The organism is Psychrobacter sp. M4, from assembly GCF_055699795.1.
The window spans coordinates 2,983,929-3,005,022 of record NZ_CM146740.1; the positions used below are offsets into that span (position 1 = coordinate 2,983,929).

The 21,094-nt window shown below is 41.4% G+C and carries 14 protein-coding genes; 7 read left to right on the plus strand and 7 right to left on the minus strand.

Translation table 11 applies throughout. The features are described 5' to 3' along the window. Positions 1-11 precede the first annotated feature (11 nt). The 7 genes from ACR63N_RS12505 to ACR63N_RS12535 all read right to left on the minus strand — a co-directional run bounded on the left by ACR63N_RS12505 (position 12) and on the right by ACR63N_RS12535 (position 10,866). A complete protein-coding gene (locus ACR63N_RS12505) occupies positions 12-923 on the minus strand; it encodes a substrate-binding periplasmic protein (RefSeq protein WP_367104628.1) in 912 nt (303 codons plus the stop codon). 427 nt (positions 924-1,350) lie between these two features. Continuing rightward, positions 1,351-2,247 carry a substrate-binding periplasmic protein gene (locus ACR63N_RS12510; protein WP_367108453.1) on the minus strand — a complete coding sequence of 299 codons (897 nt, stop codon included), beginning with the start codon at positions 2,245-2,247 and terminating at the stop codon, positions 1,351-1,353. A 202-nt stretch (positions 2,248-2,449) separates the two neighbouring features. Next, entirely contained in the window at positions 2,450-3,340 is an 891-nt protein-coding gene (locus tag ACR63N_RS12515) for a substrate-binding periplasmic protein (protein ID WP_367108454.1), read from the minus strand. Positions 3,341-3,605: 265 nt separating this feature from the next. Beyond that, positions 3,606-4,493 (minus strand): substrate-binding periplasmic protein, encoded by an 888-nt coding sequence (locus ACR63N_RS12520; RefSeq protein WP_367104625.1) that lies wholly within the window; start codon positions 4,491-4,493, stop codon positions 3,606-3,608. 361 nt (positions 4,494-4,854) lie between these two features. Beyond that, complete coding sequence (locus ACR63N_RS12525) at positions 4,855-6,114, minus strand: multidrug effflux MFS transporter (RefSeq protein ID WP_367106565.1); 1,260 nt, start codon at positions 6,112-6,114, stop codon at positions 4,855-4,857. A gap of 206 nt (positions 6,115-6,320) precedes the next feature. Then, positions 6,321-7,133, minus strand: a complete 813-nt coding sequence (locus tag ACR63N_RS12530) for a crotonase/enoyl-CoA hydratase family protein (RefSeq protein WP_367104623.1) — start codon at positions 7,131-7,133, stop codon at positions 6,321-6,323. Between the two features lie 190 nt (positions 7,134-7,323). Continuing rightward, a complete protein-coding gene (locus ACR63N_RS12535; RefSeq protein WP_472782106.1) occupies positions 7,324-10,866 on the minus strand; it encodes an ATP-binding protein in 3,543 nt (1,180 codons plus the stop codon). Positions 10,867-11,166: 300 nt separating this feature from the next. Here ACR63N_RS12535 and cysM point away from each other — a divergent pair, with 300 nt between their 5' ends. The 7 genes from cysM (at position 11,167) to ACR63N_RS12570 (ending at position 21,055) form a co-directional block, all read left to right on the plus strand. Further along, positions 11,167-12,129, plus strand: a complete 963-nt coding sequence (gene cysM / locus ACR63N_RS12540) for a cysteine synthase CysM (protein WP_472782107.1) — start codon at positions 11,167-11,169, stop codon at positions 12,127-12,129. Positions 12,130-12,146: 17 nt separating this feature from the next. Continuing rightward, complete coding sequence (locus ACR63N_RS12545; protein WP_472782108.1) at positions 12,147-12,971, plus strand: 3'-5' exonuclease; 825 nt, start codon at positions 12,147-12,149, stop codon at positions 12,969-12,971. A 277-nt stretch (positions 12,972-13,248) separates the two neighbouring features. Continuing rightward, positions 13,249-14,292: a tripartite tricarboxylate transporter substrate-binding protein gene (locus ACR63N_RS12550; RefSeq protein WP_367104619.1), complete on the plus strand. Its 1,044-nt coding sequence runs from the start codon at positions 13,249-13,251 to the stop codon at positions 14,290-14,292. Between the two features lie 105 nt (positions 14,293-14,397). Then, on the plus strand, positions 14,398-14,853 hold the full coding sequence (locus tag ACR63N_RS12555) for a tripartite tricarboxylate transporter TctB family protein (RefSeq protein ID WP_367104618.1): 456 nt from the start codon (positions 14,398-14,400) through the stop codon (positions 14,851-14,853). Positions 14,854-14,858: 5 nt separating this feature from the next. Further along, positions 14,859-16,361 carry a tripartite tricarboxylate transporter permease gene (locus tag ACR63N_RS12560; protein ID WP_367104617.1) on the plus strand — a complete coding sequence of 501 codons (1,503 nt, stop codon included), beginning with the start codon at positions 14,859-14,861 and terminating at the stop codon, positions 16,359-16,361. Positions 16,362-16,532: 171 nt separating this feature from the next. Continuing rightward, positions 16,533-18,083, plus strand: a complete 1,551-nt coding sequence (gene rlmD / locus ACR63N_RS12565) for a 23S rRNA (uracil(1939)-C(5))-methyltransferase RlmD (RefSeq protein ID WP_367104616.1) — start codon at positions 16,533-16,535, stop codon at positions 18,081-18,083. Between the two features lie 416 nt (positions 18,084-18,499). Continuing rightward, on the plus strand, positions 18,500-21,055 hold the full coding sequence (locus ACR63N_RS12570) for a RelA/SpoT family protein (RefSeq protein WP_472782109.1): 2,556 nt from the start codon (positions 18,500-18,502) through the stop codon (positions 21,053-21,055). The last annotated feature ends 39 nt before the right edge of the window (positions 21,056-21,094 follow it).

The window sequence follows — 21,094 nt, forward strand, 5'->3', positions numbered from 1 at the left end:
TATAACTTAGTTTATGGTGCTGAAGCTGCTTCTAGTATCTTTTCTTGCTCTAGAACATCAGCGGTCAAATCCTTACCGAACCATTTAGTCGTTAATGTTGCGTAAGTACCATTTTCTTTAAGATTCTTTAACCCAGCATTTACTTTTGCAAGCAGCTCAGGCTGGTCTTTATCAATCACATAACCTATACGAGAAGCTGGTTCGTTAAGCTCTCTATAATCAAAAAATATGGGTTTTAACTCGGGTAGATCATTTAAGGTATAACGAAGAACACCACTGTCTCCAGCAACCGCATCAACCTTACCTTGTGCCAAGGCTTGTACTGCCTGAAAGATCGTGTCATAGGAATCTACCGATTTCACTGCAAAGTCGCCGCTGCTAAATAGATCGTATTCGATCGTATTAACCGTCGTACCGATTTTCACATTACTCAAATCATTCAATGATTTAATGTTTAAAGAATCATCCAAATACACAACTGTTGGTGGTAGCGGCGCATAAGGGTCTGAAATCAGATATTTACTAGCGTTCTCGCTACTGTAAGGAATACCTGCTGCAATCATGTCGCGCTTTTTAGTATCCAATACATCATATATAAACTCCCATTTATGATTGTAGTTTTCAACTTTAAAGCCCTGATCCTCACCGATAGAGCGCACAAGCTCTATCTCAAACCCAGTCATATTGCCATATTCGTTTTTGAACACATAAGGCGCGTAATCAGGATCTGAAGCGACAGTAACCACAGGCGCTGTATCCGGCAACTTGCTTACCGGCTCTTCTTCAGTTTCGATGACTTTTGGAGCAACTGGTGTAGTACTTTCTTGTGCGGTAGTACTTTGCTGCGTAGTAGTATTAGTATTGCCACAACCGAATAGACCAACGCTTAGTGCAACAGGTAGCACCCTATATAACTGCTTCATAACTTATCCTAAAAGTTGAAAAACCTTCATTTACAATTTAAAAAACCATTAAAAATAAAATACTTTTTGTTAACTAAAGTTACATTAGAAAAATTTATAGTAACTTTTATAGTTAATTTATAATTCGGTATTTGGTCGCTAGTTTGGTAATAAAAAAGATTCTTAAGTTCGGAAACTAGATAATAACCGACAATCATTAGAGCATCGTAATATATGCAATAGGCATGCCATTAATCATAGTCTCTATATCAGCTTTGTAACATTGATTTAGGTTTTCCATCTACAGAAGCATCTGATTAACGAAGCATAAATACCAGTTTGGAGAGTCAAGAGAATAAGACTTACCCATAAAAAAAACACTCAGCACATAATTGATGAGCCGAGTGTTTCTGGTGTAGACTATAATTTATCTAATTACTTAGTTGTCTTACTCAACTGCAGAAAGCTTTTGTTGTTGTTCCAAAGCAGTTTTGGTCAGATCAGTACCAAACCACTTAGTCGTTAAATTGGCATAAGTACCGTTATCTTTGAGATCTTGTAGTCCTGTATTTAGCTTTTTAAGCAGTTCAGGCTGGTTTTTATCAACGATAAATACCTTACGAGCCGTCTCAGAGGTTATCCCTTCATAATCAAAATATTTGGGCTGCAATTCTGGTAGTTCATTCATAGTGTAGCGAATCACACCTGAATCACTGGCGACAGCGTCAACTTTACCTTGCGCCATAGCTTGTATGGCAGCAAAAGTAGTTGGGTATTCTTCTAGACTTTCAATAGTTGTATCATCTTTAGTAAAGTAACGAAACTGAGCTGAGTTACTTAGTACGCCAATTTTTACATTGCTCAAGTCATTTAATGAGTTAATATTTAATGCCTCATTTACATAGACAAGGGTCCCTGGTAAAGGAACATACGGATCTGAAAGTAAGTACTTACTAGCACGCTCTTCACTATAAGTAGTCCCAGCTGCAATCATATCTCGGCTTTTAGTATCTAGATTCTCAAATAGATCTTCCCAAGGATCATTATAGAGCTCAATCTTAAAACCCTGATCTTCACCAATTTGTTGCATCAGCTCTACATCAAACCCAGTCACATTACCGAACTCATCTTTGAAATCGTAAGGCGCATAGTTGGCTTCGGTAGCCACTCTAACAATTGGTGCTGAATCAGGGAGTTTGCTGACAAACTCTTCTTTAGTTTCTGTAACTGCTGGCGTAGCGCTTTCTGGTGCCGTTGTCGTTGTCGTAGTAGCGGTATTATTATTGCCACAACCAAACAGACCAACGCTTAACATTACAGGAAGTACTCTATATAACTGCTTCATATCTTATCCTTGAAAATCAGAAAGTAACCTTTTTCTTATTATGCAAAAGCTGTGCCACTGTTTAATATATCCACTTCATTTACAAAATAACGGTTAAAAATGAAGTTACATATGAAAAAGTCATTCAAATGCAAACTCACATTTAAACGACTTTAATAAAGTTGATTCTTACTTAATAGTTTGTAATAGCTGTTTATGAATATTAAGGATTAGATAGAACCATCTCTTGCTGCGTTAATGCATCTTTAGTTAGGTCTTTACCAAACCATTTGGTGGTTAAACTAGCGTAAGTTCCGTTTTCTTTTAAACTTTTTAGCCCCAAGTTTACTTTTTCAAGGAGTTCAGGTTGCCCTTTATCAATAGCAAGGACTTTACGCGCTGCTTCTGATCCAATGTCTTCATAATCAAAATAGTGAGGCTGCAGGTCAGGTAAGTCGTTCATAAGGTAACGTAAGACCCCGCTATCTTCTGCAACAGCGTCAATATCCCCTTGTGCCATCGCTTGTACTGCAGCAAAAGTAGTTGGGTACTGTTCTATAGACTTAACATTGATACTATCTTGAGTAAAATAGTCATATTGTACGGTATCGCTCAAGACACCAACTCTTATATTGCCTAGATCATTCATTGAATTGATACTTAATGAGTCATCTATATATAAAAGTGTTGATGGCAGAGGTACATAAGGGTCTGAAAGTAAATATTTGCTATTACGATCTTTACTGTATGAAAGACCTGCTGCAATCATATCGCGGCTCTTATTGTCTACGTTGGTGAATAAATCCTCCCAAGGATCGTTATAGACTTCCACCTTAAATCCCTGATCCTCACCAATTTGGCGCATTAACTCTAAATCAAAGCCAGTAACGTTGCCATATTCGTCTTTAAACTCATAGGGTGCATAGTTGGCTTCGGTAGCAACTTTTACTACTGGCGCTGAATCAGGCAGTTTACTGACAAACACTTCTTTGGTCTCAGTCACTACAGGCTTAGTACTCTCCGGCTTAGTTGTGGTATTGGCGTTATTGTTATTACCACAGCCGAATAAACCTATGCTTAGTACTACTGGAAGTACTTTGTATAATTGCTTCATATTCCATCCTTGAAAGTTAGAAAGTTTTCTGTTCCCTGATATACAGCAGTCCTATGAGAAACAATGAGCTATAGGATCAACAATAGTTGTGCAAGAGCTATGCCACTGTTTGATGTGTTTGTTTGATTTTCAATACGACAACTAGATGTTGCGGCAATGAAGCAAGAAAATTTAACTGAATTTGGCAAATAAGTATTATTAAATAAAAACAAAAAAAGCACTCAAACATCATTTATATTTGAGTGCTTTTTGGCCAAGTATTAAGTTAGGATTTGGTTTGTGGTTTTTTTTGCTGCAAGACATCTGCTGTTAAATCCTCGCCAAACCATCTTGTCGTTAGCATGGCATAAGTACCATCATCTATTAAGTTTTTTAGACCTGCATTTACCTTTTCGAGTAGTTCGGGCTGATCTTTATCAATAATAAGAACTTTGTAGGCACTCTCTGCATGGATGTCTTCATAATCAAAATAGTTAGGCTGGAGATCTGGCAATTCGCTCATGATATGACGAAGAGCGGCAGAGTCCTCAACTACAGCATCAACTTCGCCTTTTGCCATGCCTTGTACAGCAGCAAAAGTTGTTACGTAAGGCTCTACAGACTTCACTCTAAATTGACCACTGCTAAAGTACTCGTGTTGTACCGTACCGTCAAGTACCCCTATCTTTACATCACTTAAGTCGTCTAAGGAGGTAATATTTAGTGTATTGTCTAAATATAAGAGAGTGGACGGCAGCGGTGCATAGGGGTTTGACAGTAAGTATTTGCTATCACGCTTAGCACTATAAGGAATAGCTGCGGCAAGCATATCGCGGTTTTTGTTGTCTAAGTTTACGAACATCTCCTCCCAACGATCCGTATAGTTCTCTACTCTAAAGCCTTGATCTTCACCGATGTAGTTCATAAGCTCTATATCAAACCCAGTAACTTTACCGTACTCATCTTTAAACTCATAAGGTGCAAAGTCTGAATCAGAGGACACTTTCACCACTGGTGCGGAATCCGGTAACTTACTAACGAACGCTTCTTTAGTTTCAGTAATGGCTGGCGTGCTGCTCTCGGGCATAGTTGTATTATTGGTGCTACTAGTATTACCGCAACCCAATAGACCGACACCCATTATAATTGGTAGTATTTGATATAACGTATTCATAGTTCATCCTTAAAATTTAAAAGTAGTTGTCTTTTTTCAAAAACCTGACAACACTGTACCTAATTCCATGGTCTAAATTTATACACTAACTAAACTAGATAATAGTTTAGTATTTTTATTATATCAATCATTATGAATATAAATGTAGATGAATGGATAGATGAAATGATAAACGGTGAATAGTGAATGGTACTTATCATTACGATTGCTAATGATATATGGATAACTAATTGATGATAAGTTGAACCACAGATGTAATTTTGGACAGAGTCGCGTATCAATCAATGCGGACATAAAAAAGCCTTCATACGTAGTAAGCGTATGAAGGCTTTTTAGTACAAGCTAGTTAATTTTATCGATCCTATTCAGCGTCATCGAGGTTCAAATTACGATCAATTTGCCAAATCAAATAGCTGCCCAAGCTCATCAGTACGAACATAGCAATACCAATCTTAAGTACGGGGTTGACTGGAAATAGATTCACTAATAATCCACCAAAAATACCAACTGAAAACATCAAAGAGCCTTGTAGGGCGCTTGCCATACCAGCACGGCGTTTTTGAAATGCCAAGGCAATAGCTGAAGCATTAGGCTGAGTTAGACCTAAACCTGCGATACAAAAGAAAATACAGCCTAATACCAATGGCAACCAGGCGTCAGTACCAAAGAGTAGACCTGTCATAAATAGCGCACCTGCAGAGATCACCTGCATCATTGCACCAAAGCGCAAAATACTTAGAATACGAAAACGGTTGGTCAGCCATTGATTTAATTGAGTTAGCGCCACAAAACCTGCAGCATTCGAGCCAAAAATCCAACCAAAATGCGTTGCTGAAACTCCGTAAGTATCCATAATCAGTTCAGAGGCGGCGCTAATATAAACAAACATTGCGCCCATTAATAAGCCACCGCCAATCGCTGGATAGTTAAACGTGGGGTCTTTGAGTAGCTCCCAGTATTGACTCAGCACCTCTTTTGCAGGGCGAGCGTTACGGTTTTCTTCGGTCAAGGTTTCAAAGAAGAAAAATTTAGTTAGTAATAGATTGAGTACCCCAAAGGCTGCTAAGAACCAAAATATAGAGGGCCAGTCGAAAAACTGCAAAAATAGCGCTCCAAGCGATGGCGCTAAAATTGGCGCTAAGCCCATGACCAGTATCATAATCGAAAAAGCTTTGGCCGTTTGCCTAGCGGTAAGGCGATCACGAATCGCTGCTCGAGTGACCACAGCTCCTACGCAGGCACCAAGAGCTTGCAAGGTACGTCCTGCGAATAGCACATACTCGCTATCAGTTGTCGCACAGATGATAGAGGCAATAACATACAACGTCATACCTATATATAAAGGCTTGACGCGTCCAACACGATCACTAAAAGGACCATAGAACAGCTGCCCGAATACCAAGCCGACAAAATACGCTGGCACTGAGTTTGCTATAAAGGCTGTTGATACCCCAAAACTATCGCCCATTGCAGGCATTGCAGGCAAATACATGTCAATAGACAATGGCCCTATGGCAACGATAAGCCCAAGCATCATAATCCAAGCAACAGGTAGCTCTGATGAGCGCACTCTTGAGCTGGTAATTGGTTGGTTGTTTGAAGCAGATTTTGGGGAAGACATGGCATTGACCGTTTTCTATCAGTGTTATTAGTGCCCTTATCGTATCAGCCGATAAGTAGACACTGCTATATCGTTCTGTCTAGTTGAATTTCAATGGGTAGTTAAGTTTAATTAACATAATAATAACTAATATTACTTATCTCTAAAGTTACTATTATCTACATATAAAACAATATTCAGTGTAAAACATTTTTATTAAAAAATGCCTAGCCAAATTGACGTTTTGCAAACTCAATACTAGCATCTTTGGCTTTTTTGATAGCCAGTTTACGATTTCGTCCTAGCATTAATTTCAATTGCCACGTCTTTTCTTTGTACAAGGTAGCAAAGGACTGCTGATACATAGCATTGATGACACGCTTACTGGCAAGTACTGAATCAGGAGAGCGCTTAGTAAACTCCATTGCCAATGTTTGCGCGTGCTCAAGTGGCGTTTCACTACAATGACTGACAAGCCCCAATGTCTGCCCTTCTCCTGCATCAATAGTACGCGCGCTCATCGCTAGCTCTTTTAAAATATCAGCACGTACCACCCCTAGTGCCGATTGCGTCAAACCCATATCAGGTACTAAGCCCCATTTAGCTTCCATAATAGACAATTTACACTCAGGATGAGCGATGCGTATATCGCAGGCTAATGCCAGTTGCATACCGGCACCAATGCAGTAACCTTCTAGTACCGCAATCACAGGAATAGGCACCTCCTGCCAAACCAGACATACCCTTTGAAACAAACTTTGCCACGGTTTTATCAATTCCCAAAACGCAAAGGCTTGATTCTTAGGCTGGTTTAAATCTCCCAAATCGATACCCGCGCAAAACACTCCTTCAGCGCCATTGAGGATCACCGCCCTCAAGGTTTTGTCTTTACTAATTCGTCCGGCCACGGCAATCAGCTCATTGACTACTTGAAAGCTCATAGCATTCTTTTTTTGGGGTCGGTTGATAGTAACGGTTACAATATTTTCAGTAACGCTGACTTGTAGCGTCTGATATTGATAAGTGGCAATAGCGTGCATGGTAATCCTTAATACTTAAATAGTGAGCGTTTAAAATTATGAGTATTTAAAGTCAATAGTCAATTAATGATGAATAACTAAAGCTAATAGTAGCAGGCCAAATATCGGGGTGCCGTATTAATCATTGACCACTGCGTTACTAGGGCTTACTTATAAGACTATTGTAGTTTTTTTTAGGTTTAGTATGAGTCTATATCATCTTCCAAATCATATCGTTTTCGCTAAGACGATGATAATCAAGCTGCGGATAAAAAGATAGATCAAGGGTTTGTAAGTTACTTAATGCCAGCAACAACTCTTCATAATAGGGTTTGAGCATCGCAAACTGAATGGGTGTGGTGTGCTGGACGTTCAACAGACACTTATCTTCTAGGTTTTGGCTGGCTTGGCGTAGCTGCGGCACGCCTGTGTAACGACTAGCGCCTAGAATACGATGAGCAATTTGTGCCAGCTCATAACGGTCACGTGCTTGCCACGCTTGATGCAAAGCTTCCTTTTCATCAGGGATAGTATCAAGCATCATTATAATGAGCTTAGCTGCTAATTCAGGCTTATGGGCAGAGCGAGTTAATGCATCTTGCCAGTCTAAAATATCTAATTCCTCAATAGCACTTGCTGTTGAAGCGGGACTTTTGGATGGGTTAGCCTCTAATCGAGAGAGCTTTGAGTCTTTTATTTCACCGTATTGTTGCTCATCATGAGGTATGGATTGATCTTCTAACAAGGCTTGATTTTGTCTTTCATATTGCAATTCATGATACTGCCTATCTCCATAGCGTGATTGATTATCGCTTGTAGGCTTTAACATATAGTCGTCACGCGGCTGACTGTCTCGCAAATAATCATCACGAATTTTTTTAAGAGATAATGGGCGTGTCACTTTTCTATCTGATGGTTTATTAGTAGAGATATTTTGGTTGATCGTATGGTGCACCGCTATATTAGGCTCAGTACTAAGTTCAGTACTATGCTCATTTGTAGGTAGCGACTCAGTAGGCGAAGTGACGTTATTAACGGTTTCTTCGAGCAACGCACGCGCAGTAGCCGTACGACCTAGCCATTTTTGTAGCACTCGTAATAATTGTGGTTGACTGATAGGTTTGCCGACGTAATCATCAATACCGCTAGCTATTAGTTTTTCACGCTCATCAGATAAACCATGTGCCGTTAACGCGATAATAGGAATATGGCTATCAGCGCCTTCAATTTTACGAATTTGCTGCGCCGCTTCTCGTCCTGACATACGCGGCATTTGGATATCCATAAAAATCAGATCAATACTCTCTTTGTCCTGAAACTTGTTTGATGAGTTATTTAGCAAATTAGTAGGCATTTGCTCCTCTGCATTTATATTAGTGGCTGCCACTTTGTTAAGCTGGGCGCGGTCTTCTGCTTTGGAGGTTTGAGTTTTACTGGCCAAACTGCGCTGATTAGTACTGATTGTTGAATGCTTAGTATTTTTGGCTTGTTGTTTACTAATCATCTCAATAGCATCAAAGCCACTGCTGGCAGTAATCACATGAATACCAAGCTCGCTAAGTAAGGCATCTAATACCAGCAGATTAGGCAGGTGGTCATCGACAGCCAATACCGTTACCCCTTGCCAAATTGGCTCTTGCGTCAGCTTTGGTGCGCTCTTCTTTCGAGTATCAAGCATGGCGTATAGTTGCCGCTTATCTAAAGGTTCGTACAAGATATTGGCATGATAACGGTTCAAAAGTGCCTGATCCGCTGCAACTTGATAACCAAACACCGCAAGCTTACCTTGATAATGCAGACGAATCTGTTTAAGTAGCGCCATCATATCGTCTTGGGTATCGTTATCAACAATCACCCAGTCCCAGTAGTTGCCATGTTCTTTCAAAGACTCGAGCACTCCAGGTAAGGAGTTTGCTTGAGTCAGCTTAATGGGCAGATTTTGTAAACTGGCTTTGAGCACTTGTCTTGATGCCACATGATTGATCCAAACTAGGACATTAAATTTATCATTGTCAGCGAGCAATGGTGCTAAAACTGGCGGTTCAATGGATTGCCCTGTCGCAGCCTCTAGCACATCGACATGAGCTGGCATCCGAAACCAAAAAGTAGCGCCTTGCTTGGCGATGTTTTCTTGCACATTGTCATAAAAACCAATATCACCGCCCATCAGTCGTACCAACTGTTTTGAGATCACCAAACCCAAACCGGTGCCACCATACTGGCGAGTAACCGAAGGATCTCCTTGACTAAAGCTTTGAAACAACATCTTTTGATCAGCCGCTGAGATACCTTTACCACTATCTTGGACGCTAATCATCAGATAATTATCTCGATGATCATCCAAACTTACTCGCACCACCACATTACCACTATCAGTGAACTTAATAGCGTTGCCAACGATGTTAGTCAGTACTTGTTTTAAACGTAGTGCATCACCGTTGACCTGCATCGGTACATCGTTATAAAAGAGGACTGCCATGCGTAGTCCTTTTTCTGCGGCCACCGGCGAGAGCATATCAACCACATCATAAATAGTATCGTAGAGGTCAAATTCATGACAATCTAATACCAGTTTTCCCGCTTCGATCTTAGAGAAGTCCAAAACATCGTTAACCAAGGCCAGCAGATGGGCTGACGATTTGCGAATAGTTTGTACATACAGGTCCTGCTCAGAATTAAGCCCTCCATGACGCGCCAGCAGATTAATAAAACCATCAATGCTATTAAGCGGCGTACGCAGCTCATGGCTTATATTGGCTAAAAAAGCAGACTTAGCTTGGCTGGTTGAGATGGCCGCATCACGGGCATTGCGAATGGAGATATTTTGCATCTCCATCTCATCAAAAGCCAGACGCAAGTCATCTTCGGTTTGTTCAGCATGGTCTTTGAGCTCTTGAAAGCTTGAATGCAAACGCCGTAAAGTTCTCACTAAATCTTGTTGTAATAGATTTATCTCGCCATCAGATTCTATAAGAATTGGCTTATATAAATTATCAACGGTGGTTCTTTGTAGCTTTAATCGTAGCTCATAAATAGGCGCAATCCAGCGTTTGGCATAAATGTTTAAGCTAAGTAATAACATCAAAATAGTAAACAAACCAGTAATCGCCAGTGACATAGCAATCCGATAGCGAGCTATGTAGAGCGGCTCGTTGTCCATATCAATTAGCAGCCATAACCGTTGACCTTCAAAATCACCTAACAGACGACCATAAGCGGTACCAATAGGCGTCGGCTGTTTTGATAAAAAGTTTTGTGAGGGGTCTATAGATGGCCAGACTTCATCAGTTCCGTAACCAACCGTAGCTAGTACTTGATTATTTTGATTGATAATAGCTGTGCGCTGTACATGCTGCTCCGATTGCATACGGCTAAGCTTGTCATGAATAGTGGCTAAGGTTACCCTAGCATTTTGTGGCAAAGTACTGGTAGTAGTGTTGGCTGCGGAAGTATTTTGATCAATAAATGGTACGCTACTATTGGCTGGAGGTAGTGAGATTGAATCAAGGTTTTGATTGATTATTAGCGGTACGCTTTTTTGATCCAGTAAATCTGGGATAAGATCAACGACCATCGGTGCATAGCGGATGAGCACAGCTTCCGCTAAAGCCTCTTGCTCTGAATCACTAGCTCGCATGGTTTCATAAAAAACCAAAATCCCGCCTACTGCAGCCAGTATACAGATAGGCAAAAACACCAATATGATCAGCTGACCATAAGCGCTGCTAGTGTCAAAGCGTTTTTTGTGTATCATGCTCTACCTTCTTTGACTATCATATGTGACTATAACGATTATTTTAACAGCCCCTTGCACATAAACCTATGTTCTGATTTATTCTATTATAGGCATAAACCATTTATACTTAATTGTTAACCTTTTATCAGTAGGTTTTGATGCACCAAACATCGACAAAAACAAAGTGCTACAATTAATATAGTATTTCTCAGCATAGTCCAACTATGTCAGCTTTGCTTACTAATTTTCAAAAACTATAACGAGTAACTAAGCTCAAAATTTAAAGCTTATAAATTTAAGATTAATAAAGGATACTCTATGTCATCTACAAACATCCCCAATAGCAACTTTATCACTCAAACCACCAATCTTGCTGATTGTGTCGGTCAAACGCCATTAGTTAGATTACAGCGCTTACCTGAGGAAGAAAAAATTACTAGTGGCACACAGTTATTAGGTAAGCTTGAGGGTAATAATCCAGCAGGTTCTGTCAAAGACCGCCCTGCTTTTAATATGATTTATCAAGCTGAACAGCGCGGTGATATCAAACCTGGTGATACCTTGATTGAGGCGACCAGCGGTAATACGGGGATTGCTTTGGCGATGGTGGCAGCCATGCGCGGTTATCCAATCACGCTTTTGATGCCCACTAACTCCACCCAAGAGCGTAAAGATGCGATGGCGGCTTATGGCGCTACCTTAATCGAAGTTGATGAAGGGATGGAGGCGGCACGTGATATGGCGCTACAAATGCAAGCCGACGGTCAAGGTATTGTCCTCGATCAATTTAACAACCCTGATAATAGTCAAGCTCACTATCTCACCACTGGCCCTGAGCTGTGGCAACAAACTGATGGCAAGATCACTCATTTTATCAGCTCTATGGGTACAACGGGCACTATCACAGGCGTGGGACAATATCTAAAAGAGCAAAATCCTGATATTCAAATTATCGGACTACAACCTGACGAAGAGGCTTCTATCGCTGGTATTCGCCGCTGGCCTGCAGCCTACATGCCCGGTATTTATAACGCAGATATGGTCGATGAAGTTATGGATGTCGATCAAAAAACTGCTGAGGTTTATATGCGCAAACTGGCTAAGTCCGAAGGTATTTTCGCAGGCGTCTCCTCAGGAGCGGCTGCTTGGGCGGCGCTGCAAGTGGGCAAAGCCAATCCGAATGCCGTTATCGTCTTTATCGTATGTGATCGCGGCGATCGTTATCTATCGACAGGTCTATACAGTGTTGAGGATACTAATACTGACGACAATGCGGTATAAAAAGTTTAGGATGATTTATGACCAATACCCTATTCTCCAATCCCGTACTGGTCTTTGACATTGAGACTATAGCCGACACAAAAGCGGCGCGCCGTATCTATCCGCAGCTGGCTGATCTTAATGATGCTGATACGCTAAGCGCTCTCACTGCTATTCGGATACAAGAAGCTGGGCATGATTTTATGCGTCTGCCCCTACAGCGTATAGTTTGTATCTCAGCCTTTTATGTGCAAGGCGAGAGAACAACCTTATTTTCACTCAGTGCTGAAAACCTATCAGAGCAGGAGATTTTACGTAAGTTCTTCAAAGCCTTTAGCGATATCGACAGCTTGCCGCAGCTCATCAGTTGGAATGGTTCTGGGTTTGATATCCCGGTGCTGATTTATCGTGCGATGCAGTACGATTTAGCAGCGCCTTGGCTGTTTGAGGAAGGCGAGCGTATTAAAAACATGCGTTTTAATAATTATGTCAACCGGTTTCAAACACGTCATTTGGACTTGATGGATCGGTTTAGCCAATACGGGGCCAGTCGCCGTGAAGCCATGGATGTGGTGGCAAGCCTCTATGGTTTGCCGGGTAAGACTGACGTGGATGGCAGTATGGTGGGAGATCTTGTGATTCAAAATGATTGGCATACTCTGACAACCTACTGCGAATCCGATGTCATGAACACTTGGCTGATCTACCTGCGTTGGCTGCGCTTGACCGGCCAGTTGTCATCACCTGCCTATAACTACTGGCAACAAAGAACTTATGAATGTTTGACCAAGCTTACCGACGCTGATGGCAGTATACGTCATCAAGACTTTATTACTGATTGGCAATTTAAACCTGAACAGTAAACGATTATAGTTCTTTGTTTGCTTCTTGATAAGGCTATATCGGTTTTATTTTTTTCTTGTGTTCGTTTGATTTTTACTTCATCATTCGCTTATTAGTATATAAGAGTATTTTCTTAATTATTGATAAACTCTTGACAATATTCTTGTATTTCTTATAAGTTTGCAGTTTAATATTAATCTATACAACTTTTATAGTACTTGTAAAACTGTTTATAGATTCTAGTAATCAGCAGTTCTTTTAGTTTTCGAGTTAATAAAATAAACAAGGAGTGTTTTTTTGAAAAACCTATCTTATTTGGCTCTTGGCCTCTCTGTATTATCTTTAGCTGCTTGTAACAACGCTAGCGAAACCACGGCTACTGATGCCAATGCTGATACTACTACAGCTAGCGCTACTAGTGAGCTAAAAGCCCCATCACGTCCTGAGTGTATCGCTCCTGCAAAACCAGGTGGCGGCTTTGATTTAACTTGTAAGCTTGCACAAACAGGCTTGCAAGAAACGGGGATCTTAGAAGAACCTATGCGCGTAACTTATATGCCAGGCGGCGTAGGGGCAGTGGCTTATAATAAAATTGTCGCTAATGATCGCGCCAATGATGACGCTATTATTGCCTTCTCTACTGGTTCTATTCTCAATCTATCGCAAGGTAAATTTGGCCAGTTCACTGAAGAAGATGTGAAGTGGTTGGCTGGAGTGGGTACGGACTACGGCGCAGTAGCCGTAAGTACGGATTCGCCTATACAAAGTCTAGAAGATTTGGTAGAAGTTTTAAAAACTGATCCAAAATCAGTTAGCTTTGGGGCTGGCGGCAGTGTTGGCGGTCAAGACTGGATGCAAACCGCTATTTTAGCCAAAGCGGCCGGCGTTGATCCTAGTGACATGACCTATGTCGCTATGGAGGGCGGCGGTGAAGCCATTACAGCGGTAATGGGTGGTCATATTAGTGCGGTTAGTGCTGGTATTGCTGAGCTGATGCCACAAGTGGATGCGGGTAAACTGCGGGTATTGGCTGTGTTTGCCGATGAAAGACTTGATGGAAATATGGCTGATATTCCGACAGCAAAAGAGCAAGGCTATGATGTGACGTGGCCGGTAGTTCGTGGTTATTATATGGGCCCAGATGTCAGTGATGAAGCTTACAACTGGTGGAAGCAAAGCTTTGATAAGATGCTTGCTGATCCTCAGTTTGCTGAGATTCGCACGCAGCGTGAACTACTACCTTTTTCAATGACTGGCGATGAGCTGCAAGAGTACGTTTATAGACGCACTAACGAGCTACGTGATCTCTCTGCTGAATATGGTCTGGTAGAGGCTCAGTAAAGTCGCTTTTAAGTAAAATTATTCTATCGAAGTTGAATATTTATTAAGGCTGTCAGGTTCTGTCTCTGCCAGCCTTTTTAGCTTCAAGTGTTAGGAACAAATCTTATGACTATGGAACGTCTATTTTCCGGACTTATGGCTCTGGTCTGTTTTGGTCTGATCTACTTAGCTTATGGCTATACCGCACCTATTGCTTATGATCCTATTGGCCCTCGTCCTTATCCCATTCTTATTTTCTCACTGCTAGCTTTAGGCGCTTTGATTGTCACCTTTCGCCCCGCCCAATTTACTAAAGTTATTGAGTTGGGCTATAACAAAGCCATCATCAGAAACCTTATTCTTTGCGTCATTGCTTTATTAGTTTATGGTCTACTTTTTGAGACTTTAGGATTTATCATCTCTACTATCCTTATGTCTTTTGCGGTCGGTTTACTGTTTGCCGGTAACGCTGTCAAAAGTCTTATCTTTTCGGTAGTGATCAGTATTGGTTTATATTTTTTGTTTGATGTGTTTTTAGATGTCAAATTACCACTTGGACTGCTCGCAGGGATAATAGGATAGCTGATATGGAAACCTTTGATTTTTTATTGCAAGGCTTTGCTGTCGCCTCTACACCCAAAAACTTGCTGATTGCATTAATTGGTGCTTTTTTGGGAACTATCGTAGGCATGCTGCCCGGCCTTGGCCCTATCAACGGCGTTGCTATCTTACTGCCGTTCGCTTATGCACTTGGACTGCCACCAGAGAGCGCCTTAATTTTATTAGCCGCCGTTTATTTGGGCTGTGAGTATGGCGGGCGTATCTCAGCTATTTTGATTAATGTACCAGGCGATGCTGGCGCTATCATGACCACTTTGGATGGCTACCCTTTAGCACGGCAAGGTAAAGCTGGTATTGCTTTGTCTTTATCGGCAGTAAGCTCTTTCGTTGGTGCTACTATCGCCACTATTGGTGTAGTTCTATTTGCGCCATTACTTGCTAAATGGGCGATATCATTTGGCCCTGCTGAGTACTTCGTATTGATGGTCTTTGCTATAACTTGCTTGAGCGGCTTAGTTGGCGATCAGCCCATTAAAACAGGTATTTCTGCCTTGATAGGATTAGGTCTTGCTACCGTGGGCGTCGATGCCGTAACTGGAATTTACCGCTTTACCTTTGACTCGGTTAATCTATCCGATGGTATCCAGTTCACGACCATCGTTATCGGCTTTTTTAGTGTCAGTGAAATTTTAATCCTGCTGGAGAAAACCACTACCGGGCACAAAGTTATTGAACAAGGCAAACGTAGTTTACTCAATTTCAAAGAATTTATGTTCAGCTTAGGCGCTATGTTACGTAGCGGCCTTATGGGTTTTGTGGTTGGAATTTTGCCGGGAGCTGGTGCGACGATTGCTAGTGCCATGACTTACGCTAGTGAGCGTAAAATTGCTGGCGACAATGGTAATTTTGGTGATGGGGATCTGCGCGGGGTGGCTTCACCGGAAGCGGCAAACAATGCTTCAGCCTGTGGATCATTCGTGCCGATGTTGACGCTTGGGGTTCCTGGTTCTGGTACTACCGCGGTTATGATGGGCGCATTAACCTTATATAATATCACACCCGGTCCACAGCTGTTTACTGAGCAGCCTGATATTGTTTGGGGACTTATTGTTTCATTGTTCATCTGTAACGTGATTTTGCTAGTGATGAATATTCCGTTAGTAGGTCTATTCGCTAAACTACTTAATGTACCAAACTATATGCTTATCCCAGCTATCGCAGCGGTCAGCTTCGTTGGGGTTTATTCTATTAATAGCACCACCTTTGATTTAATATTTATGGTGGCACTAGGTGTATTTGGTTACTTCTTACGTAAGCTTAATTTTCCACTATCTGCACTTATTTTGGGTTATGTATTAGGCGAGCTTATGGAGTCTAACTTAAGACGTGCTTTGTCCATCTCGCAAGGTGAATTGGCTATTTTGTGGAGCAGTCCTATTACCATCGTATTGTGGATGTTAGCTATCCTAATGATTTTCATGCCTATTATTCGTAGTATTTACCGTAAAAAATACAAACCTGTAGTCTAAGAGTCAAAGGTTTGTTTTATGGAACCAACGGCGACTATCCTGGTCGCTGTTGGTTATTTTATAATCTTGCAACACCATTACTGTCCATTTATCGATCCTTTTATATGTTAAAATTGCCCTTATTTCTAACCCCTCTATTCTTTTTAATATCTTTATTTAATAGGCAGGTTTATGCAGCCCACCGATTCTAAAAATACTACTGTCCCTGATGCCATCCCTAGCACAACACCAAAATCTGGCAATACTCAAATCTCTATCCCGCCTAATAAGAAGAAGTCTAAACCTTCATCGAAAACTCGCCGCCGTTTAAAAGACGCCGAGCCACTACCTTTTACTATTGATGGTTTATCTCATGATGGGCGCGGCGTTGCTGTGTATGGTAATGGGTTTGGTACTGAGGATGGGCATATTGAAGATAAACATGGTAAAAAGGTTTTTGTAAGCTTCGCTTTGCCCGGCGAGAGCGTAGAAGTTAAGTTGACCAACAGCCGTGCCAGCTTTGAAGAAGGCGATGCCACCCAAGTTACTGCCAACCCAAACCCTGAACGCGCCGTTCCGCCCTGCCCGCACTTTGGAATATGCGGCGGCTGTAGTTTGCAGCATTGGCAACCTGATGGACAAATAAACTTTAAGCAATCTGTACTGGCTGAGATGCTCATACATCAAGCAAACGTAGAGCCTGATACATGGCTTGAACCGGTAATCGGTGATCGTTTGGGCTATCGTACCAAAGCGCGATTGGGCGTGCGTTATGTTGCCAAAAAGGAAACCGCATTGGTTGGTTTTCGGGAGCGCTCAAGTAATTTTTTGGCTGAATTAAATGAATGTCATATTTTGGATCCACGTATTGGCTTTGAGATTGAAAACCTAAAAGCGCTTATTAGCACCCTTGAGAGCCGTGACCAAATCGCTCAGCTCGAGCTGGCTATGGGCGAGTATCTGCCGAAGCTGCCTGATGGCGATCAGCCTATTGCTCTAATTGTGCGTCATCTCTCACCATTATCTGATAGTGACGTCGATAAGCTCAAAGGATTTTTTGCTACGCGTAACTGGCAGCTGTATCTACAATCTAAAGGCGCCGATAGCATTAAACGTATCGCTTTGAGCCCAAGTGATGATTTAAGTGAGCAATTTGGTCGTCTATACTATCAGTTGCCAGAATACGATCTGACATACGAGTTTATTCCGACCGACTTTACGCAAGTCAATCTATCTGTTAATAGACAGATGACAAAGCTTGCTTGCGACTTATTAGACCTAAAAACAGGCGAACGTGTCCTTGATTTGTTTAGTGGTTTAGGGAACTTTAGTCTACCTCTAGCACGTTTGGTTGGTGAATCAGGTGCAGTTGTCGGCGTCGAAGGTAGTGAGGAGATGACTCGCCGCGCCGCCGATAATGCACGTCGTAACGGTATCACTAATACAGAGTTTTTTAGTCAAGATTTGACACAAGATTGCACCGATAAGCCTTGGGCGAATGAGGGTTTTGATGCGCTACTTATTGATCCGCCGCGCTCTGGAGCTTGGGAGATCATGCAATACTTGCCTAAATTTGATGCTCAGCGTATTGTCTATGTGTCTTGTAACCCAGCGACATTAGCGCGTGATACTAAAGCGCTATTAGAACAAGGCTATCGTTTGACACATGCTGGAGTCATGGATATGTTTTGTCATACAGGCCACGTCGAATCTATTGCTCGCTTTGAAAAAATAACGATTTAGCTTTATAGCAGAGATTTAGCGCTACAATAACGAGCTAATTTTATGAGTAAGTATCGCTTATGTAGTTTGTATATGTTAAATCATTTTATGTCATTATAAATTTGAATATGCAGGAGTTTAGTTTGTTTGCTGGTCGATAAAAGTCTATAATGATCAAGTTACGCTTATACGTAATACTCATACATAGACTTGCTTGAACCTAAATTTTAAAATGAGATAATAATATCCTTACAAGTTATGCGTGTTTCACGCTTAATTGAATAATATATTCGTTTTTATAGATTTTTCAAACTAGATATTAGGCTTGATAAAAGCTGCTAGAAATGGATTTTTTGGCAGCTTTGCTGGTTTATATTTCTGAGTTTTAGACACTAAAGAAGTATAAACAATCTAAGAATAGCTAAAAGGAGTCAGCTGTGGTAAAAATTCGCGAAGGGTTACCATTGACAGATGGACAAACCACACAAGCCGATAGTGCGACATTGACAGCACATTTGGTTGCCAGCCAACGTTCTCATCAGTCCGCCAATAGCTATGCCCAAGTACCATTTGATATCAAAAAACAGCTGTCGACCCATAGGTTACAAACCACTTTTGATCGCTCAGCAAAGCACTATTATCACGATCATGATCCTAAACTCAAAAACGAGCAATTCGATAATGCAGCGCTAGATGCAGCTCAAATCCTTTTAGATAACTCTGATGATATTGACTTAGACCAAGCCAATATCGACGTTCCTGTTTGGCTTGACAATGTCGCCAAGCGCATCGGACAAGAGTCGGTGCCCAATCTTGCTATTGCCTGCGAGTTTATACGTAGTCGCATGAATACTAGAGAGTCTGAGCGCTCTGGCGCTTATGTTACTGGCATAGGTATGACTGACATTTTAACTTATCTGTATCAAGATGAGGACGCTTTAGTTGCTGCGATGCTATATCGTAGTGCACGGGAGTCATTGGTAAGCCTACAAGATATTGAAAAGAACTTTGGCAAGGATATCTATATCTTAGTCAAAGATACCTTAGCGATGGGAAAACTATCGGCTATCATTGAAAGCAATAAACGCTTAGAAGACCATTTTGTCAATAATCAGCGTGATCAGCTATCAAATATATATAGTATGCTCATCTCAGTCACTAACGATGTACGGGTTGTACTCATTAAACTGGCTGAGCGTACCTTTGCTATGCGCGAGCTGACATTTTCTAATACTGAGCGCCAGCAGCGCGTGGCACGAGAAGTCATGACGATTTATGCCCCGCTTGCTCATCGCTTGGGTATCGCACAGCTCAAGTGGGAGCTTGAGGATCTAGCTTTTCGCTATCTTGCTCCTAATCGCTATAAAGAGATTGCTAAACTATTATCTGAAAAACGCAGTGAGCGTGAAGACTATATTCAGCGCGTCCAAGATAAGCTCAATAAAGCTTTGACAGAAGCTGACATTATCGCTGATGTGTCAGGACGGGTTAAGCATATCTATTCCATTTATCGAAAAATGAAGTTAAAAAGTTTATCTTTTGACCAGCTTTATGATATCCGAGCGCTGCGGGTATTAGTTGACAACCCATCAGATTGCTATCATGTTTTGGGTTTGGTGCACGGTTTGTGGCGTTATATTCCCGAACAGTTCGACGATTACATCACCAATCCAAAACCAAACGGTTATCGGTCACTACATACGGCCGTTATCGCTGAGAATAAATCACTTGAAGTGCAAATTCGTACTCATGGTATGCATTTTGAGGCTGAGCTTGGCATGTGCGCTCATGTCAATTATAAAGAGGGACTAAAGAATAAAAAAGACAACTATTTAAATCAAAAGATAAGCTCTTTACGTCAGCTATTATCTATAAATAGTCAAGCTCGTTTAGATTCTTTAGCAGATGGTGATCCAGATGTTAATGATTTAAGCGACTTTGAAGAAGAAGAGCAACTTGGTGATTTTGACGAGCTTGAACGCATTTATATTTTTAGCCGCGATGGCGATATTATTGAGCTACCAAAGGGTGCAACCGTTCTTGATTTTGCCTATTATGTCCATACGCAAGTGGGCAATAGAGCGCAGGCAGCGCGAGTAAACCAGCGTTATGTACCATTGACTTATCAGCTCAAAACTGGTGAACAAGTGGAGATTATTACCAAAGCTTCACGCGAGCCTAATCGTGATTGGCTAGTGGCATCACTCGGTTATATTCATACCAATCGGGCCCGCTCCAAGTTACGTCAATGGTTTAATAAGCAAGATCGGGATAAGAATATTGAGATTGGCCGGCGCATGCTTAGTAAAGAGCTTGAGCGTTTATCGGTGCATCCAAATAGTATTGATCTGAACGATTATACTCAGTTTTTTCATGTCAACAATGCTGATGATATCGTAGTGGGACTGGTCACTGGAGACATTGGATTAAACCAGCTTACCGGTCATATCTCTCGGCAGCTGCACTTAGAGCCACAAAGAGAACAAGAAGAATATGCTCCAAGCGTTGATCCAAAAACTACAGGTAAAATTGATGCCTACAAAATCTGTATTGATGGTCTGGATAATATTGAAATTAATCTAGCTGGTTGTTGCCATCCGGTTCATGGCGAGCCAATATCCGGTTATATCACTTTGTCACGTGGCGTAAGTGTTCATAATCGTGGCTGTCCAGAATATTTGCGTTTGATTGAGCGTGATCCTGAACGTGAAATCAGTGCCGCATGGAAATCAAAATCCGGACGACATCAGCCCGTTGACATCCATATTGAAGCGTATGATCGACGCGGTCTACTACGTGACTTGACTGAGGTTATCGATAAAGAAAATGTCAATATTCGACAGGTTGAAACGTTGAGTAGCGATGATAATGTTGCTTTTTTAAAGTTTCATGTCGAGGTTACAGGCCTAGCTCATTTATCAAAGTTACTGGCCAAACTTGAGCAGCAGCCTGGAATTTTGCATGCGCGGCGTGCTGTAGCTTCGTCACACTAGTTGTCTTACTATATCCAACCTAGATTATATGAATAACCA

What these genes read in the sequence shown, in the direction of transcription:
- ACR63N_RS12505 (WP_367104628.1), bottom strand. Translation starts at nt 923, where the DNA reads ATGAAGCAGTTATATAGGGTGCTACCTGTTGCACTAAGCGTTGGTCTA.
- ACR63N_RS12510 (WP_367108453.1), bottom strand. Translation starts at nt 2,247, where the DNA reads ATGAAGCAGTTATATAGAGTACTTCCTGTAATGTTAAGCGTTGGTCTG.
- ACR63N_RS12515 (WP_367108454.1), bottom strand. Translation starts at nt 3,340, where the DNA reads ATGAAGCAATTATACAAAGTACTTCCAGTAGTACTAAGCATAGGTTTA.
- ACR63N_RS12520 (WP_367104625.1), bottom strand. Translation starts at nt 4,493, where the DNA reads ATGAATACGTTATATCAAATACTACCAATTATAATGGGTGTCGGTCTA.
- ACR63N_RS12525 (WP_367106565.1), bottom strand. Translation starts at nt 6,114, where the DNA reads ATGTCTTCCCCAAAATCTGCTTCAAACAACCAACCAATTACCAGCTCA.
- ACR63N_RS12530 (WP_367104623.1), bottom strand. Translation starts at nt 7,133, where the DNA reads ATGCACGCTATTGCCACTTATCAATATCAGACGCTACAAGTCAGCGTT.
- ACR63N_RS12535 (WP_472782106.1), bottom strand. Translation starts at nt 10,866, where the DNA reads ATGATACACAAAAAACGCTTTGACACTAGCAGCGCTTATGGTCAGCTG.
- cysM (WP_472782107.1), top strand. Translation starts at nt 11,167, where the DNA reads ATGTCATCTACAAACATCCCCAATAGCAACTTTATCACTCAAACCACC.
- ACR63N_RS12545 (WP_472782108.1), top strand. Translation starts at nt 12,147, where the DNA reads ATGACCAATACCCTATTCTCCAATCCCGTACTGGTCTTTGACATTGAG.
- ACR63N_RS12555 (WP_367104618.1), top strand. Translation starts at nt 14,398, where the DNA reads ATGACTATGGAACGTCTATTTTCCGGACTTATGGCTCTGGTCTGTTTT.
- ACR63N_RS12560 (WP_367104617.1), top strand. Translation starts at nt 14,859, where the DNA reads ATGGAAACCTTTGATTTTTTATTGCAAGGCTTTGCTGTCGCCTCTACA.
- rlmD (WP_367104616.1), top strand. Translation starts at nt 16,533, where the DNA reads ATGCAGCCCACCGATTCTAAAAATACTACTGTCCCTGATGCCATCCCT.